General features: G+C 63.3%; 14 protein-coding genes and 3 pseudogenes. 8 read left to right on the plus strand and 9 right to left on the minus strand.

What is annotated here, in order from left to right:
* Positions 1-9: 9 nt before the first annotated feature.
* The 4 genes and pseudogenes from PMM47T1_RS22755 to PMM47T1_RS22770 form a co-directional block, all read right to left on the minus strand.
* Positions 10-818: pseudogene (locus PMM47T1_RS22755) on the minus strand (transporter).
* Positions 819-1,128: 310 nt separating this feature from the next.
* A complete protein-coding gene (locus PMM47T1_RS22760) occupies positions 1,129-1,779 on the minus strand; it encodes a hypothetical protein (RefSeq protein ID WP_008373487.1) in 651 nt (216 codons plus the stop codon).
* 141 nt (positions 1,780-1,920) lie between these two features.
* Complete coding sequence (locus PMM47T1_RS22765; protein WP_008373489.1) at positions 1,921-2,490, minus strand: YceI family protein; 570 nt, start codon at positions 2,488-2,490, stop codon at positions 1,921-1,923.
* A 116-nt stretch (positions 2,491-2,606) separates the two neighbouring features.
* Positions 2,607-2,912 (minus strand): annotated as a pseudogene (locus tag PMM47T1_RS22770) (SDR family oxidoreductase); the annotation flags it as partial.
* A gap of 129 nt (positions 2,913-3,041) precedes the next feature.
* On the opposite strand from PMM47T1_RS22770, the gene PMM47T1_RS22775 reads away from it, so the two are divergent.
* The 3 genes from PMM47T1_RS22775 to PMM47T1_RS22785 all read left to right on the plus strand — a co-directional run bounded on the left by PMM47T1_RS22775 (position 3,042) and on the right by PMM47T1_RS22785 (position 7,356).
* Positions 3,042-3,974 (plus strand): LysR family transcriptional regulator, encoded by a 933-nt coding sequence (locus PMM47T1_RS22775; protein WP_008373493.1) that lies wholly within the window; start codon positions 3,042-3,044, stop codon positions 3,972-3,974.
* Positions 3,975-4,058: 84 nt separating this feature from the next.
* Entirely contained in the window at positions 4,059-5,777 is a 1,719-nt protein-coding gene (gene poxB / locus PMM47T1_RS22780; protein ID WP_008373496.1) for a ubiquinone-dependent pyruvate dehydrogenase, read from the plus strand.
* Between the two features lie 298 nt (positions 5,778-6,075).
* Complete coding sequence (locus PMM47T1_RS22785) at positions 6,076-7,356, plus strand: sugar MFS transporter (protein WP_008373497.1); 1,281 nt, start codon at positions 6,076-6,078, stop codon at positions 7,354-7,356.
* Here the strand turns inward: PMM47T1_RS22785 and PMM47T1_RS22790 are convergent.
* A complete protein-coding gene (locus PMM47T1_RS22790; protein ID WP_008373498.1) occupies positions 7,353-8,546 on the minus strand; it encodes a XylR family transcriptional regulator in 1,194 nt (397 codons plus the stop codon). The genes PMM47T1_RS22785 and PMM47T1_RS22790 overlap by 4 nt on opposite strands.
* A 165-nt stretch (positions 8,547-8,711) precedes the next feature.
* Between PMM47T1_RS22790 and xylA the strand changes: the two genes are divergently transcribed.
* From xylA to PMM47T1_RS22810, 4 genes are all read left to right on the plus strand, one after another.
* Complete coding sequence (xylA, locus tag PMM47T1_RS22795) at positions 8,712-10,028, plus strand: xylose isomerase (RefSeq protein WP_008373501.1); 1,317 nt, start codon at positions 8,712-8,714, stop codon at positions 10,026-10,028.
* A 127-nt stretch (positions 10,029-10,155) separates the two neighbouring features.
* Positions 10,156-11,157 carry a D-xylose ABC transporter substrate-binding protein gene (xylF, locus tag PMM47T1_RS22800; RefSeq protein WP_008373504.1) on the plus strand — a complete coding sequence of 334 codons (1,002 nt, stop codon included), beginning with the start codon at positions 10,156-10,158 and terminating at the stop codon, positions 11,155-11,157.
* Positions 11,158-11,333: 176 nt separating this feature from the next.
* A complete protein-coding gene (gene xylG, locus PMM47T1_RS22805; RefSeq protein WP_008373507.1) occupies positions 11,334-12,893 on the plus strand; it encodes a D-xylose ABC transporter ATP-binding protein in 1,560 nt (519 codons plus the stop codon).
* A complete protein-coding gene (locus PMM47T1_RS22810) occupies positions 12,890-14,026 on the plus strand; it encodes a sugar ABC transporter permease (RefSeq protein ID WP_008373508.1) in 1,137 nt (378 codons plus the stop codon). Before xylG ends, PMM47T1_RS22810 begins: the two co-directional genes overlap by 4 nt.
* 60 nt (positions 14,027-14,086) lie before the next feature.
* On the opposite strand, the gene PMM47T1_RS22815 is transcribed toward PMM47T1_RS22810, so the two are convergent.
* The 3 genes from PMM47T1_RS22815 to PMM47T1_RS30150 all read right to left on the minus strand — a co-directional run bounded on the left by PMM47T1_RS22815 (position 14,087) and on the right by PMM47T1_RS30150 (position 17,408).
* Positions 14,087-16,288 (minus strand): OsmC domain/YcaO domain-containing protein, encoded by a 2,202-nt coding sequence (locus tag PMM47T1_RS22815; protein WP_008373510.1) that lies wholly within the window; start codon positions 16,286-16,288, stop codon positions 14,087-14,089.
* 120 nt (positions 16,289-16,408) lie between these two features.
* The gene (locus PMM47T1_RS22820) at positions 16,409-17,104 is read right to left on the minus strand and encodes a tRNA (adenine(22)-N(1))-methyltransferase (RefSeq protein ID WP_008373512.1); all 696 of its coding nucleotides are present in this window, start codon (positions 17,102-17,104) and stop codon (positions 16,409-16,411) included.
* Positions 17,105-17,183: 79 nt separating this feature from the next.
* Complete coding sequence (locus tag PMM47T1_RS30150; RefSeq protein ID WP_177323401.1) at positions 17,184-17,408, minus strand: hypothetical protein; 225 nt, start codon at positions 17,406-17,408, stop codon at positions 17,184-17,186.
* Positions 17,409-17,592: 184 nt separating this feature from the next.
* On the opposite strand from PMM47T1_RS30150, the gene lldD reads away from it, so the two are divergent.
* On the plus strand, positions 17,593-18,738 hold the full coding sequence (gene lldD / locus PMM47T1_RS22830; RefSeq protein ID WP_008373517.1) for an FMN-dependent L-lactate dehydrogenase LldD: 1,146 nt from the start codon (positions 17,593-17,595) through the stop codon (positions 18,736-18,738).
* 134 nt (positions 18,739-18,872) lie between these two features.
* Here the strand turns inward: lldD and PMM47T1_RS30715 are convergent.
* Positions 18,873-19,220: pseudogene (locus tag PMM47T1_RS30715) on the minus strand (transposase); the annotation flags it as partial.
* Between the last annotated feature and the right edge of the window lie 15 nt (positions 19,221-19,235).

Here is a 19,235-nt window from a genome sequence, read left to right on the forward strand (position 1 = left end):
GCCGTCAACCTAACGGGGAAACAGCAGCGTCACGGCGGCCCGAAAGCCCCAGCCCTGGGCGCCGTCGTCGGGGCTGTCGAGCCAGTAGCGCGGGCCCACCTGCACCGTCAGGGGTTGCCCACCGAGCTTGAGCAACTGGGTGACGGTGAAGTTGATCGGCAGGGACCACTGGTGGGAATTCCAGTCGTAGTCGGCTTCGGTGTTCACCCCATAGGTGGTCAGGGTGCTGGTGGTATACGACAGGAACGGCTGCAGGAAGGTCTGGTTGACCTTGTCCTTGTCGTCGCGCGGGCTGCCTTCCAGCCCCCAGATGTGATTGGCGAGGATGCCGCGGGTCCAGCCATTGGACTGCTTCAACGCCACCGCCGTCGGCCCCAGCCCCCACTGCTCGTTGCCGAGCAATTTGTCGCTGGCGGTGGGGATCAGGATCGCCGGGCCCACGCCGAGGATCCAGCCGCTGTCGGTGGTTTTTTCGGCGAAAAGAAAAAGCTCTGGGTGATGTCGCCAATGCCCGATTTATCGGCCGCCCCACCGTCGGCAAGGCCATGTTGGTCGATCACCGGCAGGATGGTTCGCGAGATCAGGTTCCAGTCATCGTTCAATGAAAACGGCAGCACCGGCTGGATATTGGTGACGCTGTGCATTCCCTCATTCGTGGGCCCAAGCTTCTGGTCCCAGTTGTACTGCACCGGCAGGCTGTACATAGCCGCGACGGGGTTGAGGGCCTTCTTCGCCAGTTCCGCCGAATCCTCCGCCTGCACGGCGGGAAGAACGCATTGCGAAGCGGTGAGTACCGAAGCCGTGCAAATCCATCTCATCTTGAAGTCCATGGGTCAGTCACCTGTGCTCGTGAGTACTGCGCAGTGGTGATGAGCGTAGGCAACCGTGGACGAAGTGCAACCGTTCACCTATGGCAGCAACTGTCTTGTGTGGGATCGGGGTGATGCAGCAGCAACTGTCTTCATGTGGGAGCGGGCTCTGCCCGCGAAGAGGACGCCGTGGTGGTTCAGATACTTCGCGGTGGGTGGTGTCGGGATAAATAGCGGTGCCTGTAGCAGCAGAAGGCTGCGTCTTGCCGCGTGGCGGCAGTGACGCGGCTTGCGCCACTGCTACAGAGAGGGGGGATGATTATTTCGGGCACTGGGTGCTGGCACACAACTCTTGGGTGGTGGCTTCGGTGATGGCTTGCAGGCCCTGCTCGGTGATGACTTTCCAGTCCCCCTCGGTGACAAACTGCATCGACTCACGCTTTTTCGTCACCAGTTCCACCGGCTTGGCCGCGCCTTGGGCATCCAGGGTCAAGTGCGCCTTGTTGTTGACCGCCACGCTGAACGCGCCCGGCGAGAACCACGACCAGAACTCCACAACGTGTACCTTCACCGCCTGGGTATCGCTGCCCGCATCGGCGTGGTCCACCACCTGGTAGCCGGCCTTGCGGTAGCCTTCGGCGATGCTGTTAGCCACCAGTTGCGCAACGGTCTTGCCGTCAGGCAGCAACACATCACCCATGGCCATGCCATAGCTGTTGCGCTTGCGGCCTAGGGCGCGCTGGGTGATGGCGGTGTCGCTGATGTCCTTGTCATACTTCAAGGACGGGATGTCGGCGGACGGCGGCTTGGCCTCGAACGAACGCTCGTCAACCGCCGTGATCGCGACTTTCGGGCCCGTGCCCACAGCGGCGCCTTGGGGGGCTTGCACATCCACCACCGAGCGGGTGTTCACGCAACCAAACAGCAGGGTCGAGGCCAACATCACGGCCGAGATATTCAGGTATTTCATGACAGCTCCGGTCATCGTACAAAACTTCCAGGGGGTTAAGCCTGTGTCTCATGGCAGATACACAGGCGCGACTTTATAACCCAATAGATAGCATTACGCCACCATCCGGAGCGGAGCATGGTCAACTCGGGCACACGCGGTTCAGCGCTGCGGCGCCACCATGCGGAAGCGGATGGCGATGTCATCGGACACCATGGTGTCGGACCACTCTCCCTTGCCGATGCCGAAATCACTGCGCTTGATCATCAACTCACCATCGAAAATACCAATCTCGCCCTCCGCCTTCAGCAGCACGGGCACCACCACTTGGCGCGTCTGGCCCTTGAGGGTCAGGTCGCCAGTGATCTGGTATTGGTTGTTGCCCAGGTCTTCGATGCGGGTTGAGACAAAGCTCGCCCGTGGGTAAGCCGTGGTGTCGAACCAGGCCGGCTTCTGCAGTTCGTTGTTGGCGTCTTCGCTGCCGGCGTTGATGCTGTTGAGCTCGATGGTCAGGCCGGCATGTGCCGACTCGGGGTGCGCGGTATCGAAATCGAGGGTGCCGACAAACGTGCCGAACGTGCCATATACCCTCGACCCCATCTGGTTGAAGGTAAAGCTGATGCCGCTGGCAGCAGCGTTGACGTCGGTGAATTGGGCCGCGCAGGCGCCGCCTGCACTTTCCAGCGCAAGGACCGCAGCCAACACGGCGAAACAGGGAGAACCTAGGTGCATGACAGCCTCCTGAGCGCGCGGCTCAAGGGGCAAGTGTAGCGGCGCCAGCGGCGGCCGCGATGATGCACTGACGAGGAAGTCTGCCAGCGGCACCTTCACAGCTCCTGGCGCGTGGGGCGGACGAGTGGCGAATGCGGCATCAGCCCGGCGTTGTTGATCATCACGTCCACCCGGCCGAAGCTATCCACAGCCAACCTGACCAGCGCCTTGACCTGGTCGGCGCGGGTGACGTCGGTTTTCAGCGCCAGCGCCTCGCCGCCGTCGGCGCGAATGGCCTCCGCCACCGCTTCGATACGCTCCAGGCGCCACGCGCCCAGCACCACGCGGGCGCCCTGTGCAGCCAGGTGACGGGCGGTGGCATCGCCCAGGCCGCTGCTGGCGCCGGTAATGACAATGACCTTGCCGGTGACGTTGATGCTCATGGAGTTTTCCTCTGAAGGTGGTGATGAAGTGTGCGTAGCCGTTGACCACGCCTTAAGCCCAGCTTAGTTTGATGCTATACATTCAACAATTACGCACCCACCGAACGGTGTAGTGAGGAATTTTCAACTATGCAACGTGCCGGTCTCCCCGAGCTCACGGCGTTTGCCGCCATCGCCGAGCTCAAGAGCTTCCGCGCCGCAGCCGGTCGGCTGGGCGTTTCGCCGTCGGCCTTGAGCCATACCATGCGCAACCTGGAGGCACGCCTGGGCCTGCGCCTGCTCAACCGCACCACCCGCTCGGTGGCCCTCACCGCCGTGGGCGAGCAGTTGCTGCGGCGCATACTGCCGGCGCTGTCGGACCTGGACAGCGCCGTCACCGAGGTGGTGTCCGCCAGCGTTCGGCCCTCCGGTTCGGTGCGAATCAGCGCCGCTGAATCCGGCGCGCGGCCGATCATTCGCGAAGTGCTGCCCGACTTCCTCGCCGCCTACCCCGACATCCATGTGGAATTTGTTGTGGATACGCGCTTCGTCGATATTGTCGCCGATGGTTTCGACGCCGGTATTCGTGTGCACGAGGACGTGCCACGGGACATGATCGCCGTACCGTTTGGCCCGCCCATCCGCTTTGCCGCCGTGGCCTCCCCCGACTACCTGGCGCGCCACGGCACGCCGCAAGCCCCCCACGACCTGCACGCGCACCGCTGCATCCGTTACCGCTTTGCCAGCGGCGCCCTGTACCACTGGAACATGGAGCGCAATGGCGAAGCAGCGGTCATGGACGTGCACGGCCCGATGACCCTGGGCAACACCACGCTGATGCTGGAAGCCGCGCTGGCAGGGATCGGCATTGCCTGGATCCCCGACTACCACACCCAAGCGCCCGTGCAAGCCGGACACCTGGTGCACCTGCTGCCGGAGTGGAGCCCACGCCTGGGCGGCCTGTGCTTCTACTACCCGGCCAACCGGCATCCGCCATTGGCGCTGAAGCTGTTCATGGAAGCGGTTCGCGAGTGGGAGCACCGGCGCCGGGGCGACGAGGCCAGCCAGCCGCCCGTTTCTTGATATTTTCTTAATGAAACGTTGCGGAACGCCCTGATAGCTACTGCACTCAGACGCCTGAACTTCATTCGATTCCAGGAGCGCACCATGCCCACCGCTGCCGATTTCATGGTCAACACCCTCAAGCACGCCGGCGTCAAACGCGTCTATGGCGTGGTTGGCGACTCACTCAACGGTTTCACCGATTCGCTGCGGCGCCTGGGAGGGCTGGACTGGGTGCACATGCGCAACGAAGAGTCCGGGGCCTTCGCGGCGGGTGCCGAGGCGCACCTGACGGGCCAGCTGGCGGTGTGCGCCGGCAGTTGCGGCCCGGGCAACCTGCACTTGATCAATGGCCTGTTCGACTGCCACCGCAGCGGCGTGCCGGTGCTGGCCATCGCCGCGCACATTCCCAGCAGCGAAATCGGCATCGATTACTTTCAGGCCACCCACCCCGAATCGCTGTTCAAAGATTGCAGCCACTACGTGGAACTGGTATCGCGGCCCGAACAGTTGCCGCAGATACTGGAGCGTGCCATGCGCGTGGCCGTCAGCCGTCGCGGCGTGGCCGTGGTGGTGATTCCCGGCGATGTGGCGCTGGCAACGCTGGACGCCAACGTCAGCCCCTGGCTGGCGCCCGCACCGGCAGTGGTAGTGCCCCAGCCACAACAAATAGACCAACTGGCTGAATTCCTCGATACCGGCAAGCGCATCACGTTGCTGTGCGGAGCCGGTTGCGCGGGTGCCCACAGCGAAGTGGTGGCCCTGGCCCGGCAGCTCAAGGCGCCGATCGTGCACGCCCTGCGCGGCAAGGAGCACCTGGAATTCGACAACCCCTACGACGTGGGCATGACCGGGCTGATAGGCTTCGCATCGGGCTTCAAGGCCATGAAGGAATGCGACACCCTGCTGATACTGGGCAGCAACTTTCCTTACCGCCAGTTCTTTCCCGACCACACGCGCATCGCCCAGGTGGACCTGCAACCCGAGGCGCTGGGCAACCGCTGCACCCTGAGCCTGGGCCTGATTGGCGACGTGAAGCACACCCTGCAACAGCTCTTGCCGCGCCTGGCCGAACACACCGACCACACCCACCTGGACCAGGCCCTGGCCGATTATGCCAAGGCCCGCCGCGACCTGGACAACCTGGCCGAAAGCGGCCCGGGCAGCAGCACCATTCACCCGCAATACGTCAGCCGCCTGGTCAGCGAAATGGCCGCCGACGACGCCATCTTCACCTGTGACGTGGGCACGCCCACCGCCTGGGCGGCGCGCTACCTGAAAATGAACGGCAAGCGCCGACTGGTGGGCTCGTTCAACCATGGCTCCATGGCCAATGCCATGTTGCAGGCCATCGGTGCCCAGGCCACCTACCCTGGGCGCCAAGTGGTGTCGATGTCCGGCGACGGGGGTTTCAGCATGATGATGGGCGACTTCCTGACCCTCAGCCAGGCCAACCTGCCGGTCAAGGTGATTGTGCTGAACAACGGTACCTTGGGCTTCGTGGAAATGGAGATGAAGGCCAACGGCTTCCCCGACGTGGGCTGCGAGCTGAAAAACCCCGACTTCGCCGCCTTCGCCCAAAGCATGGGCATCAAGGGCATTCGCGTGGAGAAGCCACAAGACCTGGAGGGCGCGCTGGCCATGGCCTTCGCTCACGACGGCCCGGTGCTGGTGGACGTGGTCAGCGAGCGCCAGGAACTGATCATCCCGCCGGAGATCACCGCGGCCAACGTCAAGGGCTTCGGGCTGTTCATGCTGCGCGCAGTGCTGGACGGGCGGGCCAAGGAGTTGGTGAACCTGGCCAAGACCAACTGGTTACGGTGATCATGGGCCGTTGTCGGCAGATCAAGCCTGACCGATGATCTGTCGCGCAGCGATCAACCTTGTGGGCGCTGGTTTAGCAGCGAGCTTTTCGGGCCCCCGAATCTCGCTGGCAAGCCTGCGCCCCAGTGAGTCACCCGCTGGCCGCGCTCCAAGGGTGCCACAAGGCGGTTGAGTTTCACCGTCACAATAGTATTATCCCCCGCCGAAACAATGACTTATCCCCCCTTGATCGTTCACTGCACGCTCGCTGCGGCGTATGTCCTTTCTTCCAAGCATAATTAATACCGAGAGCAGCCCCATGCACGGCACTGCCACTGCCAACCCGGAACTGAACGCGCTTGCCTCCGGCAAGGTTCAGCGACTGAGTTTTTTCGTGTTTTCCCTGTTTTTCATTTTCGGCAGCATCACCAGCCTCAATGACGTGCTGATCCCGAAACTCAAGAGCCTGTTCAGCCTGACCTATGCCCAGGCCATGCTGGTGCAATCGTCGTTCTTCCTCGCCTACGTGATTGCCTCGATACCTGCCGGCCTGCTGCTGGCGCGCGTGGGCTACATGCAGGCAGCGGTCATCGGCCTGCTGACCATGTCGGCCGGTTGCCTGCTGTTTATCCCGGCCACCCTGGTGGGGCTGTTCGGTGCCTTCCTGGGTGCGCTGTTCGTGCTGGCGATTGGCGTGACCATCGTGCAGGTGGTGGCCAACCCGCTGATCAACCTGCTGGGCCCGGCGGCCACGGCCCATAGCCGCGTGACCTTCGCCCACGCCTTCAACTCCCTGGGCACCACCGTGGCGCCGTACCTGGGCGCGATCCTGATCCTGGGCACGCTGAACGCCGTGGACCCGGCCAGCCTGTCGCCGTCGGCACTGACCGCTTTCCTGGCACAGGAAGCCCAGGTCATCAGCCACACCTACATGGGCATCGCCCTGGCGTTGATCGTGGTGGCCCTGGTGGTGTGGCAGCAACGCAAACAGCTGCCCGCCACCATCAACGCCACACCGAGCAACCCGCTGGCGGCGCTGAGCCTGCTCAAGCGCCCACGCTTCGCCCTGGGCGCGGCCAGCCTGTTCTTCTACGTGGGCGCGGAAGTGGCGATCGGCAGCCTGCTGACCAACTTCCTGATGCAGGACAGCACCTTGGGCTACAACGCCGAACTGGCCGGCAAGCACGTGGCCTACTACTGGGGTGGCGCCATGGTTGGCCGCTTCATTGGTGCGGCGCTGTTGCGCCAGTTCGCACCGGGCAAGGTACTGGCCTGCGCGGCAGGCTGTTCGATACTGCTGATCACCCTGGCCGCCAACAGCCACGGTGCCATGGCCGGCTGGGCGATCCTGGCGGTGGGCCTGTTCAACTCGGTGATGTTCCCCACCCTGTTCGCCCTCGCCTGCGAAGGCCTGGGCCCACGTTCGGCCGAAGGCTCGGGGCTGATTTGCTGCGCCATCGTCGGCGGCGCCATCGTGCCACCGCTGACCGGCCTGGTCGCCGACTTCAGCAGCTTGTCGTTCTCCCTGGCCGTACCGGCGGTGTGCTACGCCGCCATTGCCTTCTACGGCTGGTACACCCGCCGGCCTTCCTTGCGCTAACGCGTTGCCGCCACTGCACCCGCGCCCTGTTGATACTGGCGCGGCGTGCAGCCCAACTCACGACGAAACACCGTGTGCAGGTACTGCGCCGAGGTAAAGCCGCAGCGGGCGGCGACGGCGGCAATCGCCGCGTCGCTGCCTTGCAATTGGCTGGCGGCCGCTGCCAGTTTGAAGCGCAGGATCTCGTCATGCACCGTGCAGCCCCGCACCTTGCGAAAGTGCGACTCCAGGGATGAGCGCGACACCCCCACGTATCCCGCCACCTGGGCGGTCTTGATGCCCTGGCAGGCGTACTGGCGGATGAAGTGCAACGCCTGCATCACGTAGGGGTTGTCCAGCGGCTGGTGCAGGCTGGACGCCTGAACGTTCACCGCGTCCGGCGGCACCAGGATCTGCTGCGCCGTAGCCGGCATGCCGTGCAGCATCTGATGCAGCAAGTGCGCGGCGGTGCGGCCCATGGTTTCCGTGCCCTGAATCACGGAGCTCAACGGCACGCGGGTCAGGGTGCGGGTCAGCGGGTCGTTATCAATGCCAATCAGCGCCACCTGCCCAGGTACGGCGATGCCGGCGGTGAGGCACGCTTGCAGCAGTTGCCGGGCGCGGGCATCACTCACGGCGATGATACCGATGGGCTTGGGCAGGCTGTGCAGCCAGGCAATCAACTGCTCCACGGCGCTGTCCCACAGCGGCGCGCTGGTGCCCAGGCCGCGGTATACCGCGCCGTGCAGGCCGTCACGCTGCATCAACCGTTGAAAGGCCTTTTCGCGCTCCTGGGCCCAGCGGTTGGCCTGGGCCGGGGGCAGGCTGAAACAGGCAAAACGCGTAAGCCCCGCCTCGATCAGGTGCTCATAGGCCATCTTGATCAGCGCGGCATTGTCGGTGGCCACGTAGGGAATGTGCCGGGGGTAGGCGCCCTCGTCCTGGTAGGAACCGCCCACCGCCACCACGGGCAGCTTGCTGTGGGCCAGCGCCTCACCAATCAGCGGGTCGTCGAAGTCGGCGATGATGCCGTCGCCCTGCCAGCGCTCGATGCCCTTGAGCCGGCACAGGAAGTCCTCTTCCAGGAACAGGTCCCAGGACGCACGGGTGCTGCTCAGGTAATTGCCGATGCCGGTGATGATGCCCCGGTCATAGACCTTGCTGCCGTTGAACAACAGCGCGATGCGGTGGGCGGGCGGTAGGTTTTTCATTGTTGTTCCCTGGCCGGTCGACGTGGGTCGCTGAGCACAGCCTATGCCCCGGCGGCAGGAAGCTCAATACGCAAAATCGCACGGTGAGTTGGTGATTTTCATGATAAGTGGCCATGCCGCGCTGGCTAGTATCAGCGCACCGCCTCTAACAACAAGGTCACGTCCATGCCGTACTTTCCCGCCGTCGACACCATTCGCTACGAAGGGCCCCACAGTGATTCCCCCCTGGCCTTCCGTCACTACGACGCCAACAAGCTGATTCTCGGCAAGCCCATGCGCGAACACCTGCGCATGGCCGCCTGCTACTGGCATACCTTTGTCTGGCCGGGTGCCGACATGTTTGGCGTGGGCAGCTTCAAACGCCCCTGGCAGCACCCTGGCGACCCCATGGAACTGGCCATCGGCAAGGCCGACGCCGCCTTCGAATTCTTCTCCAAGCTGGGCATCGATTACTACAGTTTTCACGACACCGACGTGGCCCCCGAAGGCGGCTCGTTGCGCGAGTACCGCCATAACTTCGCGCAGATGGTCGACCACCTGGAACGCCATCAGGAACAGACTGGCATCAAGCTGCTGTGGGGCACCGCCAACTGCTTCAGCAACCCGCGCTTCGCCGCCGGCGCCGCCAGCAATCCCGACCCGGAAGTGTTCGCCGTGGCCGCCGCACAGGTGTGCAGCGCGATGAACGCCACCCTACGCCTGGAGGGGTCCAACTACGTGCTGTGGGGTGGTCGCGAAGGCTACGAGACCCTGCTCAACACCGACCTCAAACGCGAGCGCGAGCAACTGGGCCGCTTCATGCGCATGGTGGTGGAGCACAAGCACGCCATCGGCTTCAAGGGTGACCTGCTGATAGAACCCAAGCCCCAAGAACCCACCAAGCACCAATACGATTACGACAGCGCCACGGTGTTCGGCTTTTTGCAGCAGTACGGCCTGGAGAAGGAGATCAAGGTCAACATCGAGGCCAACCACGCCACCCTGGCCGGCCACAGCTTTCATCACGAGATCGCCACGGCGGTGTCCCTGGGTATTTTCGGCAGCATCGACGCCAACCGTGGCGACCCGCAGAACGGCTGGGACACTGACCAGTTTCCCAACAGCGTCGAGGAAATGACCCTGGCCACCTATGAAATCCTCAAGGCCGGCGGCTTCCAGCGCGGCGGGTTCAACTTCGATTCCAAAGTGCGCCGCCAAAGTGTGGACGACCTGGACCTGTTCCACGGCCACGTCGCCGCCATGGACGTACTGGCCCTGGCCCTGACGCGCGCCGCCGCCATGGTGGAGAACGACCGCCTGCAGCAGTTCAAGGACCAGCGCTACGCTGGCTGGCAGCAGCCCTTCGGCCAGGCGCTGCTGGCCGGTGAGTTCAGCCTGGCATCACTGGCCGAGCATGCCTTCAACAACAACCTTGACCCGCAAGCGGTCAGCGGCCGCCAGGAGATGCTGGAAGGCGTGGTGAACAGGTTTATCTACCCCTGAGCCGGGCGCGGTTACATTCGCGCGACAATTCTCTGCTCGCGCCCCGCCACCACGCTCTACAGTTGCAGGGGCATTGAAGCTCAACGTTTTCAGCAGTGTCTCAAACAACAATAAAAGGACGCATACCATGAAATCATTCAAACGCACGCTGCTCGCCAGCGCCCTGGCCTTGCTGTCGCTGCCGGTGATGGCGGACGCCGCCCACCCGAAAATCGGCTTTTCCATCGATGACCTGCGCCTGGAGCGCTGGGCCCGCGACCGTGACTACTTCGTGGCGGCGGCGGAAAAAATGGACGCCAAAGTCTATGTGCAGTCGGCCGACGCCAACGAGCAGAAACAGATCTCGCAGATTGAAAACCTGATCTCCCGCGGCGTGGACGTGATCGTCATCGTGCCATTCAACGCCACGGTGCTGACCAACGCCGTCGCCGAGGCGAAAAAGGCCGGCATCAAGGTGGTGTCCTATGACCGGCTGATCCTCAATGCCGACATCGACGCCTACATTTCCTTCGACAACGAGAAAGTCGGCGAGATGCAGGCCAACGGCGTATTGCAGGCGGCACCGAAGGGCAACTACTTCCTGCTGGGTGGCGCGCCCACCGACAACAACGCCAAGGTGCTGCGCGAGGGCCAGATGAAGGTGCTGCAACCGGCCATCGACAAGGGCGACATCAAGATTGTGGGCCAGCAATGGGTGAAAGAGTGGAACCCCACCGAGGCCCTGAGCATCGTTGAAAACGCCCTGACCAAGAACAGCAACAAGATCGATGGCATCGTCGCCTCCAACGACGCCACCGCCGGCGGCGCCATCCAGGCCCTGGCCGCGCAGAAGCTGGCCGGCAAGGTGCCCATCTCGGGCCAGGACGCCGACCTTGCGGCGGTGAAGCGCGTGCTCGATGGCACCCAGACCATGACCGTGTACAAACCGCTGAAACTGATTGCCTCGCAAGCGGCCAAACTCTCGGTGGAGCTGGCCCGCAATGAGAAACCCACCTACACCTCGCAGTACGACAACGGCAGCAAGAAGGTCGACACCATCCTGCTCACCCCTACCCCGTTGACCAAGGACAACATCGACCTGCTGGAGAAGGACGGGTTCTACACCAAGGCGCAGATTGCCGGGCAGTGAACATGTGGTGCCTGTGACGCTGTAGCCGCTGCCACCAGCCTGCGCTGGCCTTGAACCTCGCTGCACCTCTGCGGTGTACGGGGGGCCAGTGCAGCCTGGCGGCAGCGGCCACGGGGGTTCGCCCCCCCTTTCGGTTCCTGTGGCGTTACCCAAAGATCCCTTCCGAGCCTGTCGTTATGTCCCAATACCTGCTGCAAATGAACGGCATCGTCAAAAGCTTTGGCGGCGTGCACGCCTTAAACGGCATTGATATCAAGGTTCGCCCGGGGGAGTGCGTGGGCCTGTGCGGTGAAAACGGGGCCGGCAAGTCAACGCTGATGAAGGTGCTGTCGGCGGTTTACCCCTGGGGCACCTGGCAGGGTGAAATCCTCTGGGACGGCCAACCGCTCAAGGCCCATTCCATCAGTGAAACCGAGGCCGCCGGCATCGTCATCATTCATCAGGAGCTGACCCTGGTGCCCGACCTGTCGGTCGCTGAAAACATCTTCATGGGCCACGAGCTGACACTGCCGGGCGGGCGCATGAACTACCCGGCCATGATCCACCGCGCCGAAGCCTTGATGCGTGAGCTCAAGGTGCCGGACATGAACGTATCGCTGCCGGTGTCGCAGTACGGCGGCGGCTACCAGCAACTGGTGGAGATCGCCAAGGCGCTGAACAAACAGGCGCGGCTGCTGATCCTCGATGAGCCCTCCTCGGCCCTGACCCGTTCGGAAATCGATGTGCTGTTGCACATCGTGCGTGACCTGAAGGCCAAAGGCGTGGCCTGTGTGTACATCTCCCACAAGCTGGATGAAGTGGCGGCGGTGTGCGACACCATTTCGGTGATTCGCGACGGCAAGCACGTGGCCACCACGGCCATGGCCGACATGGACATCCCGCGCATCATCACGCAAATGGTCGGCCGGGAAATGAGCAACCTCTACCCCACCAGCCCGCACGCCATTGGCGAAGTGATTTTCGAGGCGCGCCACGTCACCTGCTACGACGTCGACAACCCCCGGCGCAAACGCGTGGACGACATTTCCTTTGTGCTCAAGCGCGGCGAGATCCTTGGCATTGCCGGGCTGGTGGGTGCCGGCCGCACCGAGCTGGTGTCGGCGCTGTTCGGTGCCTACCCCGGCCGCCATGAAGGCGAAGTGTGGCTGGACGGCAAGCCGATCGACACGCGCACACCGCTCAAGTCCATTCGCGCGGGGCTGTGCATGGTGCCCGAGGACCGCAAGCGCCAGGGCATCATTCCCGACCTGGGGGTGGGCCAGAACATCACTCTGGCGGTGCTGGACAGCTACTCGAAAATGACTCGCATCGATGCCGAAGCCGAGCTGGGCAGCATCGACAAGGAAATTGCGCGCATGCACCTCAAGACGGCCAGCCCGTTCCTGCCGATCACCAGCCTGTCGGGCGGCAACCAGCAGAAGGCGGTGCTGGCGAAGATGCTGCTGACCGCGCCGCGGGTGCTGATCCTCGACGAACCCACCCGCGGCGTGGACGTGGGCGCCAAGTACGAGATCTACAAGCTGATGAGCGCCCTGGCCGTGCAAGGCGTGTCGATCATCATGGTGTCCTCGGAGCTGGCCGAAGTGCTGGGCGTTTCCGACCGGGTGCTGGTGATCGGCGAAGGCCAGTTGCGCGGCGACTTCATCAACCAGGGGCTGACCCAGGAGCAAGTGCTGGCCGCCGCCCTGAGCACCCCGAACGACACGACAATAATAAGTGGAAGCGCGCGTAGATGAATCAGGTCAAACAGCTGTTCACCCGCTACAAGATGTTGGCACTGGTGATTGCCGTGGCGATCATCTGGCTGTTTTTCAGTTGGCAGACCGAGGGCGGCTTTGTCACACCGCGCAACCTGTCCAACCTGCTGCGGCAGATGTCCATCACCGGCATTCTGGCCTGCGGCATGGTGCTGGTGATCATCAGCGGCGAGATCGACCTGTCGGTGGGCTCGTTGCTGGGCTTGCTGGGTGGCGTGGCGGCGATCCTCGACGTGATTTATCACGTGCCGCTGCTGGCGAACCTGGGCCTGGTGGCGGTGTGCGGGTTGGTGATCGGCCTGGCCAACGGCTTCATGACCGCCTACCTGCGCATTCCGTCCTTTATTGTGGGCCTGGGCGGCATGCTGGCCTTTCGCGGAATATTGCTGGGCGTGACCGGCGGCACCACCATCGCCCCGGTGTCGCCACAGTTGGTGTACGTGGGCCAGGGGTACCTGCCGCCCACGGTAGGGCTGGTGTTGGGAGTGCTGCTGTTTGCGCTGACCCTGTTCCTGGCCGGGAAACAGCGGCGCAACCGTGCGCTGCATGGCCTGGCGGCGCGCCCGATGATTCGTGATGCGCTGCGCGTGGTGCTGATTGGCGCGGTGCTGGCCGGGTTTGTCTACACGCTGAACAGCTACGACGGCATTCCCGTGCCGGTGTTGCTACTGCTGATTTTGCTGGGGGTGTTCAGCTACGTCACCAGCCAGACGGTGTTTGGCCGGCGCATCTACTCGGTGGGCAGCAACATGGAAGCCACGCGCCTGTCGGGCATCAACGTGCAGGCCGTGAAGCTGTGGATTTTCGGCATCATGGGGGTGATGTGCGCCCTGGCCGGGCTGGTTAACACCGCTCGCCTGGCGGCGGGCTCGCCGTCGGCGGGCAACATGGGCGAACTGGACGCCATTGCCGCCTGCTTCATTGGCGGCACGTCCATGCGCGGCGGTTCGGGCACCGTCTACGGCGCCCTGCTGGGCGCGCTGGTGATCACCAGCCTGGACAACGGCATGTCCATGCTGGACGTCGACAGCTACTGGCAGATGATCGTCAAGGGCAGCATCCTGGTGCTGGCGGTATGGGTGGACGTCAGCACCCGCAGCGGCCGCCGGTGATTTAACCGCCAGGTCCCTGTAGCCGCAGCCTGACGGCAGCGGCTACAAGGTGACTCAGTGTCAACTGCGGGGGCTGAAGGCTGCGCGCGCTGCGTGCAGTTTTTTGTAGCTGTCGACCAGCCGCTGGTGGCGGTCCAGGCCTTCCAGCTTCATGCTGGTGGGGGTCAGGCCGTGGAAGCGCACGCTGCCGTCCAGCGAGCCCAGCACCGCGTCCATGCGCGGGTTGCCGAACATGCGGCGCAAGTTGACCTCGTAATCGGCCAAGGCCAGGTCATCGTCCAACTGCACTTCCAGCACCGCGTTCAAGGCCTGGTAGAACAGGCCGCGTTCCACGGTGTTGTCGTTGAACTGCAGGAAGGTTTCCACCCATTCCTTGGCTTCGTCGAACTTCTTCAACGCCAGGCAGATCAACAGCTTGAGTTCCAGCACGGTCAACTGGCCCCACACCGTGTTCTCGTCGAACTCGACGCCGATCAGGGTGGTGATGGTGGTGTATTCATCCACCTCGCAGTTTTCCAGGCGCTTGAGCAGCATTTTCAGGCTGACATTGCCCAGGCTGTGCAGGTTGAGAATGTCGGCTCGGAACGCTAAGGCCTTGTTGGTGTTGTCCCAGATCAGGTCTTCCACCGGGTAGATCTCGGAATAATCCGGTACCAGGATACGGCAGGCGGTGGCGCCGATGTGCTCGTACACCGCCATGTACACTTCCTTGCCCATTTCTTCGAGAAGGCCGAACAGCGTCGCAGCTTCGTCGGCGTTGGCGTTTTCGCCCTCGCCGCTGAAGTCCCATTCCACAAACTCGAAGTCGGACGTGGCACTGAAGAAACGCCACGACACCACGCCGCTGGAATCGATGAAGTGTTCCACGAAGTTGTTCGGCTCGGTCACCGCATGGCTTTCAAACGTCGGCTGCGGCAAGTCGTTCAGGCCTTCGAAACTGCGCCCCTGCAGCAACTCGGTGAGGCTGCGCTCCAGTGCCACTTCAAAACGTGGATGCGCACCAAACGAGGCAAACACGCCACCCGTGCGCGGGTTCATCAGGGTCACGCACATCACCGGGAACTCGCCGCCCAGCGATGCGTCCTTCACCAGCACCGGGAAGCCCTGCTCTTCGAGCCCCTGAATACCGGCCAGGATGCCAGGGTATTTTGCCAGCACTGCCTGGGGTACATCGGGCAGGGCCAGTTCGCCTTCGAGGATTTCGCGCTTCACCGCCCGCTCGAAAATCTCCGACAGGCACTGCACCTGGGCTTCGGCCAGGGTGTTGCCGGCGCTCATGCCGTTGCTCAGGTACAGGTTTTCGATCAGGTTGGAAGGGAAATACACTACCTGCCCGTCCGACTGACGCACGAACGGCAGCGAACAGATGCCGCGCTCCGTGTTGCCGGAGTTGGTGTCGTACAGGTGTGAGCCACGCAGTTCACCGTCGGCGTTGTAGATGCCCAGGCAGTACTCGTCGAGGATTTCCTGCGGCAGCGCGTCCTTGGCGCCCGGCTTGAACCAGCGCTCGTCGGGGTAGTGCACGAATGGCGCGTTGGCGATGTCCTCGCCCCAGAACTGATCGTTGTAGAAGAAGTTGCAGTTGAGCCGTTCGATGAACTCGCCCAGTGCCGACGCCAGGGCGCTTTCCTTGGTAGCGCCCTTGCCGTTCGTGAAGCACATGGGCGAATGCGCGTCGCGAATATGCAGCGACCACACGTTGGGCACGATATTGCGCCACGAGGCGATTTCAATCTTCATGCCCAGGCCCGCGAGGATGCCCGACATGTTGGCGATGGTCTGCTCCAGCGGCAGGTCCTTGCCCGCCACATAGGTGTGGGTGCCCGCCTCCGGGTTGAGCATCAGCAAGGCGTCGGCATTGGCATCGAGGTTGTCCACTTCTTCGATGACAAACTCGGGGCCGGCCTGCACCACCTTTTTCACCGTGCAACGGTCGATGGACCGCAGGATGCCCTGGCGGTCTTTCGCGCAGATGTCCGCAGGCAGCTCTACCTGGATCTTGAAGATCTGGTTATAGCGGTTTTCCGGGTCAACGATGTTGTTCTGCGACAGGCGAATGTTATCGGTGGGGATATTGCGCGTGGTGCAGTACAACTTTACGAAGTAAGCCGCACACAACGCCGACGATGCCAGGAAGTAATCGAACGGACCCGGTGCCGAGCCATCGCCTTTATAGCGAATGGGCTGATCGGCCACCACGGTGAAGTCGTCAAACTTGGCCTCAAGCCGGAGGTTGTCGAGAAAGTTGACCTTGATTTCCATGCGGGAATACCATAATTACGAGCAAAACGATGGCCGCGATTATCCGGTTTTTCCGCTTGGAAGTCTTGTACCGCTGTCGTTGAATCGTCTAGAAACACATGGATGTTGCCCCGCACGCACTCAGGCCAACAGCTCACTGATCCAGCGAACCTGCTGGGCTACGTCGTGCCGCTTGTGTTCGGGCACCCCTTGCCGCGACCTGGCGAACTGGGCCAGAGTCTGCTGCCTGAGGTGCAGCACGCGCTGCCATTTGCTGATGAACGCCGGGCTGCGGGCCTGCAGTTGCAGAGGCCCGAAGTACAGCTCGTGCGCGGTGTAGGTCACCGGCCCGAGACGCTCGGCGACGATGATTTCGTAGTGGAAGCGATTTTCGTGCAGTACTTCTTCGAAAAGGATGCGGTAGCCATGATCCATCAGCCACTGACGCAGCGGCTGTTCGCCGCCGTTGGGCTGCAGAATCAGGCGTTCACGGCCGTTCAGGCGCGCCTTGCCGCTGTCGAGAATGTCGCGGATCGTCTCGCCCCCCATGCCGCACAGGCTGACGGCAGTGATGCCATCGCCCGGCTCGATGGCGCCCAGGCCATTGGCCAGGCGAACCGTGATCCACGGCTCCAGGCCATTCTCGCGCACCGTGCGTAGCGCTGCCTGGAAGGGCGTGGCGGCCACTTCGCCCGCCACCGCCACGGCGATGGCGCCACGGCGCAGCAATGCCACCGGCAGGTAGCCGTGATCGGAGCCGATGTCGGCCAGGCGCGCCCCCGGCGGCACCTGCGCGGCCACGCGTTCGAGACGCATGGATAATGTCTGTTCGTTCAAGCCCAGCCCCTGTTGCCTGCACACGCCCGGCTGCGGTGGCCGGATCGGGGCGCGATTGTGTCGAGCCAGGCCGGGTATTTCAAGTGCCGGTGGGCCGGGCCGCCAGTTCGCGCCGCAGCCGGGCGATTTCGTTGCTGTCGCTGCCGTGCATGGTAACCAGCGCCGCGATGCGCTGCCGGCAGGCGCGCAGCTCGGCATTGGTTTCGTCCAGTTCGTTGCTCAGCAACAGGCACTGGTGCTCCAGCAGCTCCAGCGGCGAGGGAAACGGCGCTAGGTCGGTGAAATCCATGAGGGGGTCGGTCATGAGCATTGGCTTGCCAGTGGTGGAGTACAGATGTTCTCCATGCAGAGTAGCGCCAACCACTGTATGAATCAACAGCCTTTTAGCCGGCAGCCGCGCTCCGCTGGCCATAACGCAATCTTCAACTACCCTTCCCCCATCGGCCGCGATGGCGGCCCGTTCCTGTACGTTGAGAGAAGTCCCCTCCATGATTATTTCGGCTTCCACCGATTACCGCGCCGCCGCCCAACGCAAACTGCCGCCCTTCCTGTTCCACTACCTCGACGGCGGCGCCTACGCCGAGCACACATTGCGCCGCAACGTGGCGGACCTCGCCGACATTGCCCTGCGCCAGCGCGTGCTGCGCAACATGTCCGAGTTGAGCCTTGAAACCCAGCTGTTCGGGGAAACCCTGGCCATGCCTGCGGCCCTGGCGCCTATCGGCCTGGCCGGCATGTTCGCCCGCCGGGGTGAAGTGCAGGCGGCGCGGGCGGCGGCCGCCAAGGGCATTGCGTTCACCTTGTCCACGGTGTCGGTGTGCCCCATTGAAGAAGTGGCCCCGGCCATCAACCGGCCCATGTGGTTCCAGCTGTATGTGCTCAAGGACCGCGGCTTCATGAAAAACGCCTTGGAGCGCGCCAAGGCAGCCGGCGTCACTACGCTGATTTTCACCGTGGACATGCCGGTGCCGGGCTCGCGCTACCGCGACGCCCACTCGGGCATGAGCGGCCCCAACGCCGCCGCCCGGCGCATGCTGCAAGCCGTCACGCACCCGGCCTGGGCCTGGGACGTGGGCCTGCTGGGCCGCCCTCACGACCTGGGCAACATCTCCACGTATCGCGGTAACCCCACCGGCCTTGCCGACTACATCGGCTGGCTGGGCAGCAACTTCGACCCGTCCATTTCCTGGAAGGACCTGGAGTGGATACGCGAATACTGGCAGGGGCCCATGGTGATCAAGGGCATCCTGGACCCGCAGGACGCCCGCGACGCCGTGGCCTTCGGTGCCGACGGCATCGTGGTGTCCAACCACGGCGGCCGCCAGCTCGACGGCGTGTTGTCCAGCGCCCGGGCGTTGCCGGCCATTGCCGAGGCGGTGAAGGGCAAGTTGTCGATCCTGGCCGACTCGGGCATTCGTACCGGGCTGGATATCGTGCGCATGATTGCCCTGGGCGCCGATGCGGTACTGCTGGGGCGCGCTTTTGTCTATGCGCTGGCGGTAGCCGGTGGCGCCGGGGTGACCCATCTGCTGGAGCTGATCGAGAAGGAAATGCGCGTGGCAATGGTGCTGACGGGGGCCAAGTCGATCAAGGAGATTACCCGGGAGTCGCTGGCGCCGGCGTTGAGCCTGTAACGGCTGCCGACAGGCTGCGCTGGCACTGCCGGGGATGGTTGAGAGCCTGCGCCAATGCCATGCGCCCTAGGGAGACGCTGAACAATTAACCCGTTCGCACCGCCCCCATTTCCACGCCGGTTTTTTTCAACCTCCCTGTAACTGCTTGGCCGTGCTGCAATCGACTAGATAACGTCCCTTCAGCATGCTCCGGTTGCTTGTCCGCTCCGGTGTATCCAGCGTCACCCGAAACATAGGTTTCGTCACCGTGCAGCAACTGATAACCCTGGGTGACATCCGCCACGTTAGCAGCCGTGCCTACTACGCTGTGCAAAACCGCAGATGGCCTGGCTGTCGTAGATGGCATCTTCACAGCCTTCATCGAAGAAACCGAAACACTGCTGCACGACGCACATGCGCGACATGCGCAACACCCCTATCGCAGGGCGTCCGCGCTTGCCTGCGGTGTTGCTATAAAACGGCGCCACTTGCGCCTCCAATTGGCGCCCTCATTCGAA

The organism is Pseudomonas sp. M47T1 (assembly GCF_000263855.1).
Lineage (GTDB): Bacteria > Pseudomonadota > Gammaproteobacteria > Pseudomonadales > Pseudomonadaceae > Aquipseudomonas.

Bases quoted from the DNA above. Each gene is read 5' to 3' on its own strand.
- PMM47T1_RS22765 (WP_008373489.1), bottom strand. From the start codon at position 2,490: ATGCACCTAGGTTCTCCCTGTTTCGCCGTGTTGGCTGCGGTCCTTGCG.
- xylF (WP_008373504.1), top strand. From the start codon at position 10,156: ATGAAATCATTCAAACGCACGCTGCTCGCCAGCGCCCTGGCCTTGCTG.
- PMM47T1_RS22760 (WP_008373487.1), bottom strand. From the start codon at position 1,779: ATGAAATACCTGAATATCTCGGCCGTGATGTTGGCCTCGACCCTGCTG.
- PMM47T1_RS22810 (WP_008373508.1), top strand. From the start codon at position 12,890: ATGAATCAGGTCAAACAGCTGTTCACCCGCTACAAGATGTTGGCACTG.
- xylG (WP_008373507.1), top strand. From the start codon at position 11,334: ATGTCCCAATACCTGCTGCAAATGAACGGCATCGTCAAAAGCTTTGGC.
- xylA (WP_008373501.1), top strand. From the start codon at position 8,712: ATGCCGTACTTTCCCGCCGTCGACACCATTCGCTACGAAGGGCCCCAC.
- PMM47T1_RS22785 (WP_008373497.1), top strand. From the start codon at position 6,076: ATGCACGGCACTGCCACTGCCAACCCGGAACTGAACGCGCTTGCCTCC.
- PMM47T1_RS30150 (WP_177323401.1), bottom strand. From the start codon at position 17,408: ATGACCGACCCCCTCATGGATTTCACCGACCTAGCGCCGTTTCCCTCG.
- poxB (WP_008373496.1), top strand. From the start codon at position 4,059: ATGCCCACCGCTGCCGATTTCATGGTCAACACCCTCAAGCACGCCGGC.
- PMM47T1_RS22775 (WP_008373493.1), top strand. From the start codon at position 3,042: ATGCAACGTGCCGGTCTCCCCGAGCTCACGGCGTTTGCCGCCATCGCC.
- PMM47T1_RS22815 (WP_008373510.1), bottom strand. From the start codon at position 16,288: ATGGAAATCAAGGTCAACTTTCTCGACAACCTCCGGCTTGAGGCCAAG.
- PMM47T1_RS22790 (WP_008373498.1), bottom strand. From the start codon at position 8,546: ATGAAAAACCTACCGCCCGCCCACCGCATCGCGCTGTTGTTCAACGGC.
- lldD (WP_008373517.1), top strand. From the start codon at position 17,593: ATGATTATTTCGGCTTCCACCGATTACCGCGCCGCCGCCCAACGCAAA.